Annotated in this window: 18 protein-coding genes; 6 read left to right on the top strand and 12 right to left on the bottom strand. The window is 73.5% G+C overall.

Going from position 1 to position 18,237, the window contains the following annotated elements:
• Position 1: 1 nt before the first annotated feature.
• The 4 genes from ACWC24_RS15440 to ACWC24_RS15425 form a co-directional block, all read right to left on the bottom strand.
• A complete protein-coding gene (locus ACWC24_RS15440) occupies positions 2–778 on the bottom strand; it encodes an SDR family NAD(P)-dependent oxidoreductase (RefSeq protein ID WP_450663321.1) in 777 nt (258 codons plus the stop codon).
• A gap of 67 nt (positions 779–845) precedes the next feature.
• Positions 846–1,829: a LysR family transcriptional regulator gene (locus ACWC24_RS15435; protein WP_450663320.1), complete on the bottom strand. Its 984-nt coding sequence runs from the start codon at positions 1,827–1,829 to the stop codon at positions 846–848.
• A 224-nt stretch (positions 1,830–2,053) separates the two neighbouring features.
• A complete protein-coding gene (locus ACWC24_RS15430) occupies positions 2,054–3,031 on the bottom strand; it encodes a cyclase family protein (protein WP_450663319.1) in 978 nt (325 codons plus the stop codon).
• Entirely contained in the window at positions 3,028–3,999 is a 972-nt protein-coding gene (locus ACWC24_RS15425; protein ID WP_450663423.1) for an amidohydrolase family protein, read from the bottom strand. The genes ACWC24_RS15430 and ACWC24_RS15425 overlap by 4 nt, the downstream gene beginning before the upstream one ends.
• A 383-nt stretch (positions 4,000–4,382) precedes the next feature.
• Between ACWC24_RS15425 and ACWC24_RS15420 the strand changes: the two genes are divergently transcribed.
• The 3 genes from ACWC24_RS15420 (at position 4,383) to ACWC24_RS15410 (ending at position 8,527) form a co-directional block, all read left to right on the top strand.
• On the top strand, positions 4,383–5,393 hold the full coding sequence (locus ACWC24_RS15420) for a fumarylacetoacetate hydrolase family protein (RefSeq protein ID WP_450663318.1): 1,011 nt from the start codon (positions 4,383–4,385) through the stop codon (positions 5,391–5,393).
• A complete protein-coding gene (locus tag ACWC24_RS15415; protein ID WP_450663317.1) occupies positions 5,390–6,331 on the top strand; it encodes a VOC family protein in 942 nt (313 codons plus the stop codon). Before ACWC24_RS15420 ends, ACWC24_RS15415 begins: the two co-directional genes overlap by 4 nt.
• A gap of 294 nt (positions 6,332–6,625) precedes the next feature.
• A complete protein-coding gene (locus ACWC24_RS15410) occupies positions 6,626–8,527 on the top strand; it encodes a hypothetical protein (protein WP_450663316.1) in 1,902 nt (633 codons plus the stop codon).
• A 21-nt stretch (positions 8,528–8,548) separates the two neighbouring features.
• Here the strand turns inward: ACWC24_RS15410 and ACWC24_RS15405 are convergent, their stop codons facing one another.
• Complete coding sequence (locus ACWC24_RS15405) at positions 8,549–8,947, bottom strand: nuclear transport factor 2 family protein (RefSeq protein ID WP_450663315.1); 399 nt, start codon at positions 8,945–8,947, stop codon at positions 8,549–8,551.
• A 96-nt stretch (positions 8,948–9,043) separates the two neighbouring features.
• Here ACWC24_RS15405 and ACWC24_RS15400 point away from each other — a divergent pair, with 96 nt between their 5' ends.
• Positions 9,044–9,787: a class I SAM-dependent methyltransferase gene (locus ACWC24_RS15400; protein WP_450663314.1), complete on the top strand. Its 744-nt coding sequence runs from the start codon at positions 9,044–9,046 to the stop codon at positions 9,785–9,787.
• A gap of 40 nt (positions 9,788–9,827) precedes the next feature.
• Here ACWC24_RS15400 and ACWC24_RS15395 read toward each other — a convergent pair whose 3' ends face one another.
• The 6 genes from ACWC24_RS15395 to ACWC24_RS15370 form a co-directional block, all read right to left on the bottom strand.
• A complete protein-coding gene (locus tag ACWC24_RS15395; RefSeq protein WP_450663313.1) occupies positions 9,828–10,685 on the bottom strand; it encodes a GntR family transcriptional regulator in 858 nt (285 codons plus the stop codon).
• Between the two features lie 159 nt (positions 10,686–10,844).
• On the bottom strand, positions 10,845–12,014 hold the full coding sequence (locus ACWC24_RS15390; protein ID WP_450663312.1) for a serine hydrolase domain-containing protein: 1,170 nt from the start codon (positions 12,012–12,014) through the stop codon (positions 10,845–10,847).
• A gap of 154 nt (positions 12,015–12,168) precedes the next feature.
• Positions 12,169–13,137, bottom strand: coding sequence for an acetylxylan esterase (locus ACWC24_RS15385; RefSeq protein WP_450663311.1), 969 nt, complete (start codon positions 13,135–13,137; stop codon positions 12,169–12,171).
• Between the two features lie 107 nt (positions 13,138–13,244).
• Positions 13,245–13,832 carry an Rv1733c family protein gene (locus ACWC24_RS15380; RefSeq protein WP_450663310.1) on the bottom strand — a complete coding sequence of 196 codons (588 nt, stop codon included), beginning with the start codon at positions 13,830–13,832 and terminating at the stop codon, positions 13,245–13,247.
• Positions 13,833–14,094: 262 nt separating this feature from the next.
• Positions 14,095–14,871, bottom strand: a complete 777-nt coding sequence (locus ACWC24_RS15375) for a ferredoxin reductase (protein ID WP_450663422.1) — start codon at positions 14,869–14,871, stop codon at positions 14,095–14,097.
• Between the two features lie 43 nt (positions 14,872–14,914).
• Positions 14,915–15,520: a sulfite oxidase-like oxidoreductase gene (locus tag ACWC24_RS15370; protein ID WP_450663309.1), complete on the bottom strand. Its 606-nt coding sequence runs from the start codon at positions 15,518–15,520 to the stop codon at positions 14,915–14,917.
• 332 nt (positions 15,521–15,852) lie between these two features.
• Between ACWC24_RS15370 and ACWC24_RS15365 the strand changes: the two genes are divergently transcribed.
• Entirely contained in the window at positions 15,853–16,602 is a 750-nt protein-coding gene (locus tag ACWC24_RS15365; RefSeq protein WP_450663308.1) for a GNAT family N-acetyltransferase, read from the top strand.
• A gap of 18 nt (positions 16,603–16,620) precedes the next feature.
• Here ACWC24_RS15365 and ACWC24_RS15360 read toward each other — a convergent pair whose 3' ends face one another.
• Entirely contained in the window at positions 16,621–17,064 is a 444-nt protein-coding gene (locus ACWC24_RS15360) for a MarR family winged helix-turn-helix transcriptional regulator (protein ID WP_450663307.1), read from the bottom strand.
• 283 nt (positions 17,065–17,347) lie between these two features.
• On the opposite strand from ACWC24_RS15360, the gene ACWC24_RS15355 reads away from it, so the two are divergent.
• On the top strand, positions 17,348–18,199 hold the full coding sequence (locus ACWC24_RS15355) for a putative protein N(5)-glutamine methyltransferase (protein ID WP_450663306.1): 852 nt from the start codon (positions 17,348–17,350) through the stop codon (positions 18,197–18,199).
• The last annotated feature ends 38 nt before the right edge of the window (positions 18,200–18,237 follow it).

Genomic DNA, 18,237 nt, shown 5'->3' with positions numbered 1-18,237 from the left:
TTCAGCCGTCGGTCCCGTCCAGCGCGTTGGTGATCGCCCGTACCCCGCCGTGCGCCGCGTAGCCGCCGTCCACCGTGATCTCGGCGCCGTTGACGTACGACGCCTCGTCGGAGAGGAGATAGACGACCAGCGGCGCCACCTCGTCCACGGTGCCCGCCCGGCCCTGGGGCGTCATGGACACATGGGCGCGCACGAACACCGGGTTCGCGGACGCCATCAACGGCGTCTCGATGTACCCGGGATGGACGACGTTCGTGCGGATCCCGCGCGGGGCCAGCTCCAGCGCGGCCACCCTCGACAGGCCCCGCAGCGCCCACTTGCTCGCGGTGTACGCGACCGCGTGATGCGCCGTCAGGCCCGCCACCGAGCCCACGTTCACGATCGACGCCCCGGCCGGCATCAGCGGGGCCAACGCCTGGATGCCCAGCAGCGCGCCCGCGCAGTTCACCGCGAACGCCCGGTTGAAGTCGGCGAGTTCGACCTCGCCGAGCCGGGCCCGCATCGGGATGCCCGCGTTGTTCACCAGCCCGTGCACCCGGTCGAGCGAGGCGGCCAGCGCCGCCCAGTCCCGCTCCGACGACACGTCCAGGTGCCGGTAGACCACCTCGAGGCCCTCGGCGCGCAGGGCCGCCGCCAGCTTCTCCCCGGGCCCGTCCAGGACATCGGTCGCGATCACCGTCGCGCCCTCCCGGGCCGCGGCCGCCGCCTCCGCGGCCCCCTGGCCCTGCGCTGCTCCGGTGACGACGACGGTACGGCCCGCCAGGCGGGTACGGCTCACGGCTCCTCCACTGGGCGCGGGATCTCTCCCGACCGGATCTCTTCCGACCGGGTCTGCGCCGTCCACGCTAGGAAGCCACGGGCAGCTCCGGAAACGCGTGTTCGTCATGGCTGGCATCCGCGCCGGCGATCTCCTCCGGCGCCGGTTCGTCCAGCGAGGCGCCCACCCTGCGCACGGTCTCGCGCAGCCACCGGTGCGCCGGGTCCGCGTGCCGGTTGTGGTGCCAGTACATGGCCTCCACCAGCGGCACGTCCGGGAACGGCGTCGGTACGACGGCACAGCGCGCGAAGCCCTCGTAGCGCCGCGCCAGCCGCTCGGGCACCAGGGCCACCAGGTCGGTGCCGCTCACCAGGAACGGCAGCACGCTGAAGCCCGGCGTGCTGACCTGCACCCTCGGGGTGATGCCGAGCGTCTCCAGCTGGCGTTCGGCCGGGGTGTGGCTCTTGCCGATGGCGCACGCCGCGTGCGGCATCTCCGCCAGGTCGCGCAGGCCGAGCCGGCCGCCCCGCAGACGCGGGCTGTCCGGGTCGACGAGACACACGAACCGGTCGTGCATCACGGCCTCGCTGACCCCCGGCAGCCGATAGCCCAGCGGCACGATCATCAGGTCGTGACAGCGCAGATGCGTCTCCGTCTCCAACTGCCCGTCCACGATGGGATGGACGTCGAGGCGGACGCCCGGCGCCTCCTGCGCGACGACCCGCAGCAGCGGCTCCACGAGCACCGACATCACATAGTCGGACATCACCACCGAGAAGCGCTGCCGGCTGCGCTGCGGATCGAAGTGCCGGGTCAGCGACAGCGCCTCCTCGGCCTTGTGCAGGGAGGCCCGGACGACCGGCAGCAGCCGCTCGGCGAGCGGGGTCAGCTCGTACTCGCGGCCCACCCGCACCAGCAGCTCGTCGTTGAAGTGACGGCGCAGCCGGGCCAGCGAGCCGCTCATCGCGGACTGGCTGGTGGACAGCCGGACCCCCGCGTGGGTGACGTTCTTCTCCTCCAGGAGCGCTTCCAGCGCCACCAGAAGATTGAGGTCGATCGCCCCGAGACCCATCAGTGTGTCCTTCCGGCCGCGTCCTTGAAGCTCGGTGAAACCGGAGCGTAACCAGCGGTTCCACGCCGAGGAAGACTCCCGGTGGCAACTCACAGGGATCTGATGGCAACCATCGGATCCCCGGATGTGCGCAGGTCAGACGGGTGGTCGGGGCACAGCCGCGAGGGCCGGCCCGCGGTACGGCGGCCGGTGCGCGGCCGCCTGCTTCGCGCGGATCGGCTCACTCACTTGAGCGCGATCGGGTTGACGGGGGCGCCCACCGCGCCGGTCACCGGCAACGGGGCGGCCACCAGCAGGAACTCGTGGACGCCGTCGGCGGCGCAGTCGGCCGCCAGCGCCTCCAGGTCCCACATCTCGCCCAGCGGCAGCCCCATGTTGGGGATGGCGATCTGGTGCAGCGGCGACATGGCGGGTTCGGCGAACTCGTACGGGCGTACCTCAAGGCCCCAGGTGTCGGCGGCGATCGCGGCGATCTCCGTGCGGTGCAGCCAGCCGAGGGTGGTGAAGGACAGGCCGGGAGCGTCCCCGGCGGCGTACGTGCCCCAGGAGCCCTGCCTCCGCACCCGGCCGAGCTGTCCGGTGCGCACCAGCACCAGATCGCCGCGACGGACGCCCGACGTGGCGCCCTGGGCCTCGATCGTGGCACGCAGATGCTCCTCCCGGACGGCGAACCCGTCGGGGAGTTCGCCGTGTTCGTCGCCGAACGCGCGGCCCACGTCGAGCAGCACTCCGCGTCCGGTGAAGGCGTCCCGCATGTGCTCGATCCCGGTGACCGAGTCGCCGTCGCCGTTGACGACGGTGCACGGACGGCCGTTCCAGGCCCGCTTGTCGTCGAAGATGTGGCCGAGGCCGTCCCACTGCGTGGAGGCCTGCAACGGCATCACGACATGGTCGTCGGCGCCGCCGAAGCCGTGCGGGAAGCCCTGGGTGCCGGCCGCGGCGTCCGAGCCGGTGTCCTTCATGTAGTGCACGGGGTTGATACGGCCGCGGAAGCCGCGCTGCGGCCCGTCCTCGTTGAACTCAAGCGCCAGTGAGAAGGACCGGCCGCGCCGGACCAGACCGGCCGCGTGCGCCCGTATCGCGTCGTCGAGGAAGTTCAGTGTGCCGAGGACGTCGTCGGGCCCCCAGCGCCCCCAGTTGCGGTAGGCGGCGCGGGCCTTGGCGAGTTCTTCGGCGACGGGGCCGAGGGGGGTGCGGGTCATCGGGTACGTCCTTCCGTCAGCAGGCCGAGGGCGTTGCCCCCGGCGATCGCGGCCCGCTCGGCCGGGGCGAACCCGGCGGCGTCCAGCCGGGCCACGGGGTCGGTGACACCCATGTCGAAGGGGTGGTCGGTGCCGAGGACGACCCGGTCGGCGCCGACCTCCGCGACCAGGTGGCGCAGGGCCCGCGGGGTGTAGACGAGCCCGTCGAACCACATGCGGCGCAGGTAGGAGCTGGGCGGTTCGGCGCAGCCGCGGGCGTCCTCGCGCACCCGCCAGGCGTGGTCGGAGCGGCCGACGTACGTCGGCAGATAGCCGCCGCCGTGCGCGGCCACCAGCTTCAGGCGCGGGAAGCGGTCGAGGACGCCGGCGAAGATCAGGTGTGAGAGGGCGACCGTCGTCTCGACCGGCTGGCCGACGGTGTTGCCCAGGTAGTGGCTCGCCAGCCGCTCGCCCAGCGAGCAGCCCCACGGGTGCACGAAGACGACCGCGCCGAGTTCCTCGGCCCTGCGCCAGACGACGTCGTGCGCCGGGTCGGCGAGCTCGCGGCCGTCGACGGCGGTGGAGACGCTGATCCCGTACAGGCCGTGCTCGGTGACCGCTGTGTCCAGCAGGGCCACGGCGAGGTCGGGGTGCTGGAGGGGGACCGTGCCCAGGCCGTACAGCCGGTCCGGCGCGGCGGCGCAGTGCCCGGCCACCGCCGTGTTGGCGGTACGGGCCAGCCGCGCCGCGAGATCCCGGTCCGCCCAGTAGTGGTGCATGGGCATCGGGCCGACCACCTGGATGTCCACCCCCATCGCGTCGAGATCGGCGATCCGTGCGTCGACCTCGGTCAGCTTCGGTGCCAGGCGCTGGAGTTGGGCCAGGTTGACGGCCGTCGACGCGGGGGAGTGGCCGCGCCGCTCGGCCGCCAGTTCGGCGGCCAGGCCCGCGCTGCCCGCGACGAGGGCGTCGGCCGCGGGAACGGCCAGATGACCGTGGAAGTCGACGACCGGGACGGCCGGTCGGGCGTGAGGTCCGGCGGGAAGGACGGCCGGCCCGGTTTCCGCGGCCGGCCCGGCATGCTCGACGACCACGTCGGTCTCCTGTCGATCTTCTCGGACGACGGACGCTCCGAGCCTGCGTGGCGGCCGGTGCGGTGGTCAACGGATCGAGGCATCGGCAAGGGGCACGTCATGCATCCCGTACGACGATGGCGGCGCCGTCCCTCGGCGCCGTGCCCCGTCGCCGTACGTCGGCGCAGGCCGGGACGGGGGCGGCCGCCGATGGCAGGCATCGCCAACGGCCATTTCCGCCGGGGCTCCGCGCTGCCTAGCGTCGAGGGCGAGCCCCCACCCGTACGAGGAGAGCCGCCGTGCCCGATCACCCTGCCTCCCCCGAGCCCCCGGCCCCGCCCGGCGCGCGGGACGCGCCCCTCGCCGGACCGTTCGCGCTCGGCACCTTCGTGAGCGAGTCGGCCGGCGGTGCCTTCCCCGGCCTGGTCGTCGGGGCCCGGGTGCGCGACCTGTGCGACCTGGTGCCGTCCGTGCGCGCGCTGGTCGAGGACTGGGACGGACTGCTGCCCCGTCTCGGCGGACTCGCGAGCCGCGCCGACGGGACCTGGCACGACCTGGCCGCCCTGCGCGTGCTGACCCCGATCGAGCCGGGCCAGATCCTCCAGAGCGGCGCCAACTACCGCAGGCACGTGGTCGATCTGGTCGCCGCCGAGAAGGAGAGCGTGCACGGCGCCACCCCGGAGGCGGCCCGCGCCGACGCCGAGAAGATGATGGACGAGCGGAGCCGCAACGGGGTCCCGTACCTCTTCCTGGGCTCCCCGCGCGCCCTGTGCGGCCCCTACGACGACATCGTGCTGCCCGCGCTCGGCGAACAGCACGACTGGGAACTCGAACTCGCCCTGGTCATCGGCAGGACGGGCCGGAACATCCCCGTCGAGGAGGCGATGTCGTACGTCGCCGCCTACACCGTCAGCAACGACCTCACCACCCGCGACCGGCTCTACCGGCCCGACCTGAAGGCCATCGGCACCGACTGGTTCACCGCCAAGAACGCCGACACCTTCCTGCCCACCGGCCCCTTCCTCGTCCCGGCCGAGTTCGTCGGCGATCCGGGCGACCTGCGGATCACCCTGCGCCACAACGGAGTCGTCCGGCAGGACGAGTCCACCAAGGACATGATCTTCGACATCCCCCGGCTCATCGCCTACGCCTCCACGACCACCACCCTGCGCCCGGGCGATCTCCTCCTCACCGGCTCGCCGGCCGGCAACGGCGCCCACTGGGGCGTGTTCCTCGAGCCCGGCGACCTCCTGGAGGCCTCGATCACCGGGCTCGGGCACCAGCGCAACACCGTCAGGAGTGCACCGTGACCAGCAGCTTCCAGCCCATCACCCATCTGCGCCATGTCGACCTGGCCGTACCGGACTTCGCACGGCAGCGCGCCTTCTACGGCACCACCTGGGGACTGACGGAGGTGGCGAACGACAGCGGTATCGCGTTCTTCGCCGCCGAGGGCAGCCCGGAACAGTACGTCGTGCGGATCCGCGAGGACGAGCGCAAGCGGATGGACCTGGTCGCCTTCGGCGCCGACTCGCCCGCCGCCGTGGACGAACTCGCCGTACGGCTCGCCCGCGCCGGAGTCCGACTCGTCCATGAACCACGAGCGTCGGACACTCCGGGCGGCGGCTACGGCCTGCGGTTCTTCGACCCGGACGGGCGGGTCGTGGAGGTCTCCGCCGACGTCGCCACCCGGGCCCACCGCAGGATCGAGGAGCGCGAGGCGATCCCCGTACGCCTCTCGCACTGCGTGGTCAACTCCCCGGACCCCGCGGGGCTGCGGGACTTCTACACCGAACACCTCGGTCTCCGGCTCACCGACACGCTCTACTCCCCGCACATGGGCGACCTCATGTACTTCCTGCGGTGCAGCCCGCTGCACCACTCCTTCGCCATCGCCCGCGGCCCCCATGTCTCCCTGCACCACGCCTCGTTCGAGATGCGGGGAGTCGAGGAGTACATGCGCGGCACCGGGCGGGCGCTTCGGGCCGGGACCCGGCTCACCTGGGGTCCGGGCAGGCATCTCGCCGGCGACAACACCTTCGCCTACTTCCACGACCCGCACGGCAACACCGTCGAGTACACCACCGAACTCGCCGTCCTCGACGAGGACCTGTGGCACCCGGGCCGCCACGACGTCGACGACCCGCTCACCCAGGACCAGTGGGGCACCGCCGACCCGATGAGCGAGTCGGTGGCCAAGGAGCAGTTCAACGACCCCGACGTGCTCTTCGAGGCACCGCCCGTCTGATCCGGACGGCCCGGTGGACACCGAGGCGGGACGGCCCCACGGCCGCCCGCCTCGCCACCATGCGCGCCACGACCGGCTGTGGCCACTCTGTGTGATCGCCATGCAGTGGGCGGCCCGATCCGAGGCATCGGGTTCCGGGATGCGTGCGCGACCCGCCTGTTCCCAGGTGTGCACGGCTGCTTCACTCCATCGAACGCACCTCGGGTGCCTTGACCCGAGCCCGGGCCGCCCCGCGTGCGGCGGCCGGCTCGTCACGCTGCGCAAGGACGCATTCGAACTGTGGGAAGGCAAGCAATGACGCTGATCACCCGACGCTCCCTCCTGGTCGCCGGTACCGCCGCGGCCGGTGCCGTACTGGTCCCGGCCGCCTTTGCCACCGCCGCGCCGAAGACGGCGGGCGGCCGGATCACGGTCGGACCGGGGGAGACGTACCCGCTCACCGCGACGACCCGGGTCGGCCTCCTGACCGTCGCCGAGGGCGGCACGATCACCGCCCCCGACGGCCACGGCGTCACGCTGACCGTCGACGGGGTGGAGACCGGTCAGGCGCTGACCGCCACCGGCGGGACCCTCACCCTGATCCAGGCCGGCACCTACCGCGGCGACGTCGTCCTCACCGTGACGCCGGACAACGCGGTGACCTACCAGACGCTCACCTTCCCCTTCCGCCAGGCGCTGTACGTCGGTGCCGACGGCGTCGACCGGGACCGGTCCGTCCTCTCGGCCGTGCGCGGCGGCAAGGTGACGGACACCCTCGCGCGCGGGGTGTCCGTCACCTCCACCGGCGAGTGCTTCGACGCCGTGTACGTGAAGGACGCCTCCTACACGCTCAGGCGGCCCACCATCTCCCTGACCGGCAACGGCCGTTGCGACTTCGCCGGCTACGGCGCGGCGGTCGTCGGGAGCGGCCCGGGGACCACTCTGGTGCTGGACGGCGCGCGGATCGGCACCAAGGGAGTGGTCCGCACCGGTGTCATGGCGGACGACGGCGCCGCCGTCCTCGTCAAGAACTCCACCGTCCGCACCCGCAACGGCGTGCTGCCCGCCGACTACCGGGCCACCGTGGAGACCCCGTACATGCAGTCGGTGCCCTGGATGCTCGGCCTCGACGGCAACGTCCGCGCCACCAACCTCGTCGGGAAGAACAGCCGCGCCACCTACCTCAACTCCACGGTGTTCTCGGAGACTTGGGGCGCCCTGTCGGTCGAGGGCGGCAGCGGTCTGAAGCTGACCGCCGTCAACTGCCATGTCGGAAACACGGGTGAGTACGGGTACGGTACCTACGCCATCGGCGACGCGACCGTACGGGTCCTCGGCTCGCGCTTCGACGTCGGCAGCTACGCCACCATCATCGCCGGGCCCGCCGCGGTGGTGCACTACGGCGACAGCACCCGCGAGGCGGTCGCCGCGCTCGACACGGAGCTGGGACTCGGTCTGTCGAAGGCCGAACTGGCGGCCCTGCCGGTGCGCAACACGGTCGTACGTTCGGGGCACTTCGGCTACATGTTCTTCGGCGCGGGCACGCTGACCCTCGACGGCGGCACGGTGATCGAGTCCGAGCGGGCCACCTTCCTCAACAAGGGCCAGCAGACCGCCATCTCCGTCGACGGCTCGAAGGGCGCCCGGCTCGAACCGCGCGACGGGATCATCCTCCAGATGATCGAGCTGGACGACCCGGGCCCGGTCGACGTGGGCGGCAGGATGATGAACGTCGGCGTCTACACCGAGCCGGCCGGCGACCCGGCGAAGGACACCGGCTTCGACGTCACCGCGGCCCATCCCACCGACGGGGCCGCCACGTTCACCGCCATCGCGCTGAAGGGCGACTTCTACAACGGTGTGCGCAAGGGCAAGAACATGGTCCTCACCTTCGAGGGCTCGACGGTGGAGGGCGTGATCTCCGCGTCCGGGGCCAGGCACCGGGTGTCCACCATCGACGCGGCGAACTTCCAGGAACTGGGCGTCGTCACCAACACCGTGCGGGCCGCCGTCAACAACGGCGCCGTCGTCCGGCTGAACGGCGGCTCCGTCTGGACCGTCACCGGCACCTCGCACCTGACCTCGATCGCCCTCGCCGCCGACGCGGCCGTGCAGGCGCCGCGCGGCAAGAGGCTGACCGTGACGGTCGACGGCACCGCCACGGTCCTCGGGCCCGGCACGACCCACACCGGAGCCATCGTGCTCACGGTGGCCTGAGAGCCGGCGGAGGCGCGCTGATCAGACGGAGCGCGCCTCCGCCTCCTTCGTGATCCGGTCGAACCGCGCGCCCATGGCCGCCGCGAGGGCCTGGAGGCCGGACATCGGACGGACCATGACCGTGAGCGCGTCGATCAGACCGTTCTCGTCGACATGGATGAAGTCGCAGCCGCTCAGCTCGCGGTCGTCCACCCGCGCGGTGAAGACCAGCGCGTGGTCACGCCCGTCGGCCGACGTCAGCTCACGGTCGTAGCGGAAGTCCTCGAAGACACCGGCGACGGTACGCAGGATCGCCGCGGTGATCGCCTTGCCCTGGTACGGCTTGAACACCGCCGGGCTGCTGAAGACGACGTCCTCGGCCAGCAGTGCCTCCACGGCGTCGAGATCGCCGGCCTCGACCGCCTCGCGGAACGCGCGCATCGGATCACCCCATAGTCAATTAGTTGAGTATTGGTGGGTCAGGGTAGTCACCGGTCGTCAGCGTGTCCACGGCCCGGTTCCCCTACGCTGATCGGGATGTTCAGCCCCGAAGGCCCCAGTCTGCGAGAGCTCGCCGTCCAGGCGCTGTCCTCCGTCGAGCACGGCTACGACCTGCTCGCCCCCAAGTTCGACCACACCCCGTTCCGCACCCCGGACTCCGTGCTCGACGCGGTGGCGGCCGCGCTGGAGTGGGACGGCCCCGTGGACGACGGCCTCGACCTGTGCTGCGGCACGGGCGCCGGGGTGGACGTGCTGTCCCGGGTGTGCCGCAGGAGTGTCACCGGCCTCGACTTCAGCGCGGGGATGCTCGCGCGGGCCCGCGGGCGCACCGCGGGGGCGGGGCCGCGCATTTCCTGGGTGCGGGCCGACGCCCGCGCCCTGCCGTTCGGCCCCGCCTTCGACCTGGTGGTGAGCTTCGGGGCGTTCGGGCACTTCCTGCCCCATGAGCTGCCGGGCCTGTTCGCCCAGGTCCACTCCGTGCTGCGGCCCGGCGGCCGCTTCGTGTTCCCCGTGGTCGCCCCGCCGCGCCCGTCGTCCCCGGCGTTCTGGACGCTGGCGGGTTTCGACGCGGCGATGCGGGTGCGCAACGCGGTGTGGCGGCCGCCGTTCGTCATGTACTACCGCGCCTTCGGGCTCGGCCGGGTACGACGGGAGCTGGCGGGCGCCGGGCTGCGCACGAGTCTCCAGCCGCTGCCCGAGTTCGGCCGACGGCGCGACGGCAGCCCGCGCGCCCGGCTGGTCACGGCCGTGCGGCCGGACAGGGCGGCCGTACGGGCGTGAGGGCCCCGCCGTCCCTCGGGCCGACCACGGGTCCGGGCCGTCAGCCGGCCGCCGGCATCGTGAACTCGTACACCAGGGCGTCCTGCCGCGCGTCCACGACCAGGTCCGTGATCTCCAGCGGACGCGCGTACTGGTCGTGGACGCGTCGGGTCACCCGCATCGAGGGCGCGCCGTCCAGCCGGGTGATGGAGTCGCGGTGGTGCAGGGTCAGGCCCGCCCTGCGCATCCAGTCGTAGGCCCGGCGGAGCTGGGCCGTGCCGGTGCCGTCGGCCCGGTCGCGATAGCGGCCGAGCTCCGCCACCTCGGACAGTGCCACGGCGGAGAACGAGGTCACGGCCGAGCGTCCGCCGCCCCCGTCGGCGGCGGCCCACTCGTAGCGGTGCACGAGGGTCGGATGGTGCGGGGCGAGGCCCAGGGCGCGGGCGTGGTCCGGCGGGGGCGGCTCCCAGGCGACGGTGGCCCGGTCGACGGCGCCGGGATCCGGGCTGCGGACGCCGACCGGGAAGGCGAGCGAGGCCGGGTCCTCCAGCGGGCGGCCCGCCAGGGTGGCGTGACTGCCGCGCCGGTCGGTGGCGACCAGGCCGTCGTGCCGCAGCACCTCCAGCGCCTGCCGGACGGTCAACCTGCTGACGCCGAAGCGCTCGGCGAGCCGCCGCTCGCCCGGCAGGCGTTCACCGGGCGGGATGGTCCCGTCCCGCAGCTCGCCGAGCAACGCGGTGGCGACCTGCCAGTACAGGGTCCCGCCTTCGGTCGGTGTCCGGTCCTCGGGTCGTGCGCGGTCTCCGGGTCGCGTGCGGCCGTCGGTCGGTGCGTGGTCCGCGGTCGGCATGCGGTCGTCGGTTCGCGGGTGGGCGGGGTGGGCGGGGTGGGCGGGGTGGTGGGGGGTGGTGCGGGCCATGCCGCGCCTCCTATGGTGACAAGACGTAGCCGTGCGAGCTCATTGCGCGACCAGATCTACCATTGGTCTAAACCAGTTGGGAAGGTCGGTCCGCAGGTTCGGCCGAAACCGACCCACGGCCGACCCGTGCGCCCCACCCGCCACAGAGCCCACGCGGCGTCACAGCGCGCCGTACGCGGCCTCCACCAGTGCCGTCTTCCGCGGGTCGTCGGCGATCCTCGACCCCATCCGGTTCATGACGTATCCCAGGGACAGCCCCGCCTCCGGATCGGCAAGGCCGCAGGACCCGCCGAAGCCGTCGTGCCCGAGGGCTCTCGGGTTGGGCCCGTACGAGCCGTTCGGGCCGCTGAGCCACAGCCCGAGCCCGGCCTCGGTCTCATGCGCGAAACCGGACCCGATGACCAGGTCGCGGCAGCTGCCCTGCCCCTCGCGCACCCGCTCGGCCGCCTCGGGGGACAGGACGCGGTGACCGTCGAAGGTGCCCCGGCCCGCGAGGATCCCGTACAGGGCGGCGACGGCCCGGGCCGTGCCGTGCCCGTTCGCCGCGGGGATCTCCGCGGCCCGCCACTCGGGCGAGTTGGCCTCGGCCGCGCCCATCGGCGGGTTGGTCAGGGCGGCGACCGCCACGGGCGCCAACTGGCCGAAGACCGCCGCCCGTTCGCTGCTCGACGCGGTCGGCGGAGGCACCAGCTCGGCCGCCCGCCCGGCCTCCTTCTCCGGCAGCCCGACGGTGAAGTCGACGCCCAGCGGCCCGGTCACCTCCCGTTCCAGGAACGCGCCCGGCAGCAGCCCCGACACCCGCCGCACCACCTCGCCGACCAGGTGGCCGTAGGTCAGCGCGTGATACCCCGACCGCGTCCCCGGCTCCCACCACGGCTCGGTCGCCGCGAGCCGACGGGTCGTCAGCTCCCAGTCGTAGAGCTCGGCGGGAGCGTGCGGTTCACGCAGACCGGCCAGGCCCGCGCGATGCGACAGCAGATGCCGTACGAGCACCCGCTCCTTGCCCGCCGCCGCGAACTCGGGCCAGTACGCGGCCACCGGCGCGTCGAGATCGAGCAGCCCCCGGTCGGCGAGGACGTGCGCGCACAGGGCCACCGGCCCCTTCGTCGTCGACCACACGTTGACCAGGGTGTCCCGCTCCCACGGCCGGGTGCGCGCCGGGTCGGCCCAGCCGCCCCACAGATCGACCACGGTCCTGCCGTCGAGGGTGACGGTCACCGCGGCGCCCAGCTCGTCCCGCTCGCGGAAGTTCTCCTCGAACGCCGCGCGCACCGCCGCGAAGCGTGCGTCGCAGTGGCCGTGGACCCGTGGCTCGTGCTGCTCGGACATGTGTCCTCCGTCGTCCGCCGGAACGCCGGGCCGCACCGCCGCGGCCCGGGCCCCAAGAACGTACCGACTGGTCGGACTGGAAGGGAAGGCCGCCCGAGGCGTCCTGTGTCCCCGCCCGGCGGCTCGGTCGGTGGCCTGTGTCCCCGCCCAGCGCTCAGGCGTACGACCGTAGCCAGCGCACCTTGGCCGCTTCCTGGTAAGGGCCGCCGCCCTCGTGGTCGTTGAAGTCGTACACCTCGATCGCCTTGTCGTCGTGCGCCCAGGCGTTGAAGGCCGCGAACACCGTCGAGGGCGGGCAGGTCTGGTCCTCCAGGGCGGCCGAGAACAGCGCCGGCGCCCGGCCGCGGGCCGCGAAGTGCACGCCGTCGAAGTAGGACAGGGTGCGCAGGGCGTCCTCGCCGCGGCCGCGGTGCGTCTTGAGGAAGAGACCGATCTCCCGGTAGGGGTGGCGGTCGGTCAGCGTGGCCGCGCGCGGGAAGTCGCACAGGAACGGCACGTCGGGGGCGACCGCGACCAGGTCCGGGACCAGGCCGCCCACCGCGAGGGTGATGCCCCCGCCCTGGCTGGCGCCGAGCGCCACCGTGCGGGACGCGTCGGCCAGCGGGTGCGACCGGGCGGCCTCGACGGCCCGCACCGCGTCCGTGAACACCCGCCGGTAGTAGTAGTTCTCGGGCGCGTCGATGCCCCGGGTCATGAACCCGGGGTACGCGGGCGCCCCGCCCACCGGGTCGGCGGTGCCACCGCCGCCGCCCCACGCGCTGCCCTGGCCGCGGGTGTCCATGACGAAGTGGGCGCGGCCCGTCGACGCCCACAGCAGGTGCTCGTGCGGCAGGCCGCGCCCGCCGCCGTACCCGACGAACTCCACCACCAGCGGCAACGGCTCCTCGGCCGCGGCGGGCAGCGTCAGCCAGGCCTTCACCGGGTGGCCGCCGTACCCGGCGAACGTCACGTCGTACACCCGCACCGTGGAGAGTCCCGTGTCGACCGGCTCGAAGCGGGCGTCGAGGTCGTGCTCGCGTGCCTGCTGCAACGTCTTCGACCAGAACGCGTCGAAATCCGCCGGCTCGGTGGACTCGCTGCGGTACTCACGGAGCTCGTCGAGAGCGAGGTCGAACAGGGCCATCGAGAACCGCCTTCGGTGCGAACGGAGCGTACGGTTGATCACACCGTACGTGTGCGCGCCGGGCGGGCGCCAGGCCCCGTGAAACGGTTCAACGGGACGGGCCGGGCTCACGACTGGTGACGTCGTGTCCACTCCGGCTCGGTGTGCGCCCAGTCCCGTTCCCACTCGGTCATCCGGTGCCGCATGGCCACCCGGCGGATCACGCCCTGCCCGAGGAGCACGAGGGCGGCGGCGCCGCCCGCCGCGCACACCCCCGAGGTGAGCGTGTGCTGCCAGACCGCCGTCCGGCCCTGCGGCGGCCCGACGCTGCGCCCCTGCGCGTCGAACCACACGTCGACCATGTCGCCGCGGAGCGTCCCGGCCGGTACCCGCGCCATGGCGCTGCGCACCCTGCCGTCGTCGTCCGTCCAGCGCACGGGCACGTGATAGGTCTGCCGCCGTCCGGCGTCCACGGACGGCAGGGTGTCGGGCGTCTGCCCGGTCACCTCGGCGCGCACCCGATGACGCTCCGCGCGCTGGGCGGCGCCGAGCGCCCGCGCCTCGCCGTGCGCCCACCAGCCTGCGGTCGCCCCGGCCAGGGGTGCGCCCAGGCACAGCAGGACGGTCATGAACAGTGCCGTCCACACCTCGACGACGTCCGAGCGCCGCCGCAGCGCACTGCGCCGCAGGCGCCGCAAGCGTATGCGGGTTCGCATGTCGGCCGACCTCCTCGCCGTCAGCGGTGCCGAGGGGGCGGAGGGAAGCCGTGCCCGTCGGCCGGTGCGCCACTCCTTCCGTGCAGCGTGCGAGAGTCACAGGGGGTTGTACCCCATTCGGCGGACATTGATCCCAAATCTGTACATATCGGAATCGGAGGCGACGTGAGGCGGGGCGCAGGTGAGGCGGAGGCAGGGCGGGGGGCTGCTGCTCGGGGCCCCGGAGCGCCCCTCGCAGAAGAGGCCGGCAGCCGGCCCGGCGTCAGCCGAAGCGTTCGATCCGGATGCGGTCCACCGGCTGGCCCGCCGCCACGAGCAGCCGCGAGGCGTGCTCGGCGAAGGCGTTGGAGCCGCACACGTACGCCTCCCACCCGCCCTCGGGCCGCTCGGCCAGCAGCGGTGCCACATGGGCGGCCGTCATGCGCCCCACCGGCACCCCCGCGGGCGCGGTCCGGGTGAACACGGGAGTGGTCTCGGTGCCGTACTCGCCCGCGTAGACGAGCTCCCGCGGACCGCGCGCCGACACCAGCAGCCGCAGCGGCACCGACAGACGGCGCTCGCGATGGTGGCGCACCATCGACATCAGCGGTACGACGCCGGAGCCGGCCCCGATCAGCAGGGCGGGCCGGTCGCCGGGCCAGGCGAAGAAGCCGCTGAGCGGGCCGCGCACCTGCACCTGGTCGCCGGGCCGTGCCTCGGTGTGGAACCAGCCGGACACCTCGCCGCCCTCGACGTGGTCCAGGGTCAGCTCGACGTGCCCCGAGCGGTCCGGCGCCGAGGCGATCGAATAGTGCCGCTGGGCCACGTACCCGTCCGCGGCGGTCAGCCGCAGCATCAGGTGCTGCCCGGGCAGGTGCCCCGCCCAGGCGGGCACCGCGAACCGGAAGGTCGCCGCGCGCGGGGTCTCCCGCCGGATCTCCGTGAGCGTGGCCGTCTGCCACTCGGCGGCCGCCTCGCCGGCGTCGATGCGGCCGGGCACCGCGAAGCGCGTGGGCGGAACGAAGCCCGTCCGCGCCGTCGTCGTTGCCGTCTCGGTCACCGTCGTCCTCTCGGTCACGGCCGTCGTCTCGGTCACCGTCGTCTCAGTCACCGGAGTACCGCTGCTCTTCCCAGGGGTTGCCGCGCGCGTGGTAGCCGTTCTGCTCCCAGAAACCCGGCTCGTCGTGGTCGAGGAGGGTCAGCCCGGCGATCCACTTCGCGCTCTTCCAGAAGTACAGGTGCGGCACCAGCAGCCGGGCCGGGCCGCCGTGCTCGGCGGGCAGCGGCCGTCCGTCGTACTCGAACGCGATCCAGGCGCGCCCGCCGGTCAGGTCCGCGAGCGGCAGGCTCGCGGTGTAGCCGGTGTGCGAGTAGGCGACGGCGTGGGTGGCCGACGCGTGCGGGCCCACGGCCGCCAGGAACGTGTCCAGCGACACGCCCCCGAACCGCACCCCGAACTTCGACCAGCTCGTCACGCAGTGGATGTCGCCCTCGTAGGCGGACGCCGGCAGCGCGTGCGCCGCCGCCCAGTCCCAGGTGTGCGGCCGCTCCACCAGACCGTCCACCCGGAAGGTCCAGTCCGCTGCCGCGAGGTCCGGTGTGACCTCGGCGGACAGCACGGGCCAGTCGTCGCCCGCGTCGTACTGACCGGGTGGCAGCCCCGGATTGTGGACGCGAGGGCGCCCGGTGAAGCCTCGGGTGACGTTCATGGGGGAGACGGTGCCTGCCTACGAGCTGATGCGGACGGATCGCTTGCTCATTCAACCGTACGTGCATTCCGGACCCCTCCCGCACCGGCCCGGCCGGCCCGGTACCGGCAGGGGAATAGCGGGCCGGAGATCGTCCTTGCACGTGACGTGCCCCGTGCCGGTCGCCCGCCCGACCGATGGGCCGCGACAGCGCAGGACGACAGCGAAGGAGAGTGGGAGCAGATGCCGAAGGCGTGCGTCTTCACGAGGTGCGGCGACCTCCGGACCGGGGCCGGGACCGTCACCGTCACCGGGAGCGAGGCGTCGGCCGAGGCCGTCCGGGGGGACGCCGCATGAGCGTCGCTCGCCCCACGGGCACCGTCGGACAGGCCCGGCCGCACGTCCTGGACAACCCCGCCCGCGCCGCCCTCACCGGCCCGCACGCCCACTTCGCCGAGCGGTACGGCCGGGTGCTGCGCTACCCCGTCGACGTCACGCCCTGGCTGGCCCTGTCCGACGAGCCGGACGCCGACGACTGGGCGGATCTCGCCGCGCTGGCCGGCCCCGGCGCCGAGGTCCCGCTGCTCGGCTTCCGCGGACAGGTCCCGCCCGACTGGGAGATCACCTTCCACATGGCGGGTGTCCAGCTGGTCGACGACGGCCTGGCCGCCGCCCCGGACCCCGAGGCGGTACCGCTCGGTCCCGCCGACGTGCCCGAGATCCTCGACCTGGTCGCCCGCACCCGGCCGGGCCCCTTCGAACCCCGCACCATCGAGATGGGTTCCTACCTGGGCATACGGCGCGGCGGAGCGCTCGTCGCCATGGCGGGGGAGCGGCTGCGCCCGCCGGGGTGGACCGAGATCAGCGCGGTCTGCACCGACCCTGCCGTACGCGGCCAGGGCCTGGCGAGCCGGCTGATCCTGGCCGTCGCCCACGGCATCCGCGAACGCGGCGACACGCCGTTCCTGCACACCGGCGCGGACAACGCCGGCGCCATCCGGCTGTACGAGTCGCTCGGCTTCCGACTGCGGATGCGGACGGCGTTCCTGTCGGCGCGCGTGCCGGAGCGGATGACGGAGGAGCGGACGGTGGCGGTGGGGTAGGGCTCCCGCGCCCGGGGCTCAGTCGCCCTCGGCGCCCGGCGTCGCACCCGCGGCGTTGTAGCGCTCCAGATACCCGGCGAACAGCTCCAGATCCTCCTCCGGCCAGTCCGCGAGCCGTTCCCGGAAGGCGGCCCGGCGGCGCTGTGTGACCTGGAGGAGGATGCCGCGCCCGGCCGCGGAGAGATGAAGCACCTGGACCCGGTGGTCCTCCGGGTCCTGCCGGCGCTCGATCAGGCCGGCCCGCTCCAGCGCGGCGACCTGGCGGCTGACGGTGGACTTGTCGAGGGCGTAGTGGGCGGCCAGGTCGGTGGCCCGGCAGCCGTCCATCTCCTCCAGATGGCCCAGCAGCGTGTACGAGACGAGCGACAGCTCGGGGTGCATACGGCCGGCCGAGGCGCGGGCGCGACGGGCGAAGATCGTCATTTCCCGCTGGATGGTCTCCACGGCCTCGGTCGCTGTCACCTGATCTCCCTCGCGCGCATCCCCCTGGTTGCAGAATACAACTGGATCACGAGGGGGCGACCCGAGCCGACTGCGCGGAGTGGGCGGAGTGGGCCGTTCGGTGCGCATCGCTGCGGTAGGGTAGCCGTCCGGCTGCGGACCGCCACAGCCGACGCGGACCGAGGAGGTGGGACCCATTACCGCTTGTCAGGTCGGGTGCTCTCACCTCGCCACCATGGCACGGTCCACCGACCGCGGCTGACCGCGAGAGCGCCCTTCGGCTTCCGAAAGGCTCTCGGCTTCCATGCCCTCTTCCCTTCCCCCGCCCAAGCACGTGCCCTCGTCCTTCCCTTCGCGCCCCCGGACCGTCGCCGCGCTGCGCGCCGCCGGATGCGTCTTCGCCGAGGACGAGGCGGAGCTGATCCTCACCACCGCCCGGACGCCGGACGAGGTCACCACCATGGTGGACCGCCGCGTGGCGGGACTGCCCCTCGAACACGTCCTCGGCTGGGCCGAGTTCCACGGTCTGCGCATCGCCGTGGAGCCGGGTGTCTTCGTGCCCCGTCGCCGTACCGAGTTCCTCGTCGGCCAGGCCCTCGCCCGGGTCCCGCGGGCCGCCGTGGTCGTGGACCTGTGCTGCGGCTCCGGAGCGGTGGGCGCGGCCCTGGCCGCCGCCCTGGGGCCGGTGGAACTGCACGCCGCCGACATCGACCCGGCCGCCGTGCGCTGCGCCCGCCGCAACGTCACCGGTCACGTCCACACGGGTGACCTCTTCGCGGCGCTCCCGGACGGACTGCGCGGCCGCGTCGACGTGCTCGCCGCCAACGTGCCCTACGTCCCCACCGGCGAGGTGGCGCTGCTGCCCGCCGAGGCGCGTGAGCACGAGCCGCTGACCGCTCTCGACGGCGGCGCCGACGGACTCGACCTGTTGCGGCGTGTCGCCGCCGGGGCGCCCGACTGGCTCGCTCCCGGCGGCTGTCTGTTCGTCGAGACCAGCGAGCGCCAGGCGCCGGCGGCCGTCGAGGCCTTCACCCGTGCCGGGCTGACCGCCTCCCTCGTCGAGTCGGAGGAGCTGTACGCGCACGTGGTGGTCGGCGCCAGGGCCGTCCGGAAGGCGGGCGGCGGGCGCGCCGCGGGCCGGTCCGGGTCCGGCTGACGGCACACGGCGGTCCTTCGGCGCGGGCCCCTCGGCCG

Source organism: Streptomyces sp. NPDC001443, assembly GCF_053597355.1.
Note: the sequence above shows the minus strand (reverse complement) of the source record. Positions and strands in the feature narration are given on the sequence as shown.

Bases quoted from the DNA above. Each gene is read 5' to 3' on its own strand.
- ACWC24_RS15430 (WP_450663319.1), bottom strand. From the start codon at position 3,031: ATGACCCGCACCCCCCTCGGCCCCGTCGCCGAAGAACTCGCCAAGGCC.
- ACWC24_RS15435 (WP_450663320.1), bottom strand. From the start codon at position 1,829: ATGGGTCTCGGGGCGATCGACCTCAATCTTCTGGTGGCGCTGGAAGCG.
- ACWC24_RS15380 (WP_450663310.1), bottom strand. From the start codon at position 13,832: ATGCGAACCCGCATACGCTTGCGGCGCCTGCGGCGCAGTGCGCTGCGG.
- ACWC24_RS15405 (WP_450663315.1), bottom strand. From the start codon at position 8,947: ATGCGCGCGTTCCGCGAGGCGGTCGAGGCCGGCGATCTCGACGCCGTG.
- ACWC24_RS15370 (WP_450663309.1), bottom strand. From the start codon at position 15,520: ATGAACGTCACCCGAGGCTTCACCGGGCGCCCTCGCGTCCACAATCCG.
- ACWC24_RS15365 (WP_450663308.1), top strand. From the start codon at position 15,853: ATGAGCGTCGCTCGCCCCACGGGCACCGTCGGACAGGCCCGGCCGCAC.
- ACWC24_RS15410 (WP_450663316.1), top strand. From the start codon at position 6,626: ATGACGCTGATCACCCGACGCTCCCTCCTGGTCGCCGGTACCGCCGCG.
- ACWC24_RS15390 (WP_450663312.1), bottom strand. From the start codon at position 12,014: ATGTCCGAGCAGCACGAGCCACGGGTCCACGGCCACTGCGACGCACGC.
- ACWC24_RS15385 (WP_450663311.1), bottom strand. From the start codon at position 13,137: ATGGCCCTGTTCGACCTCGCTCTCGACGAGCTCCGTGAGTACCGCAGC.
- ACWC24_RS15395 (WP_450663313.1), bottom strand. From the start codon at position 10,685: ATGGCCCGCACCACCCCCCACCACCCCGCCCACCCCGCCCACCCCGCC.
- ACWC24_RS15355 (WP_450663306.1), top strand. From the start codon at position 17,348: ATGCCCTCTTCCCTTCCCCCGCCCAAGCACGTGCCCTCGTCCTTCCCT.
- ACWC24_RS15400 (WP_450663314.1), top strand. From the start codon at position 9,044: ATGTTCAGCCCCGAAGGCCCCAGTCTGCGAGAGCTCGCCGTCCAGGCG.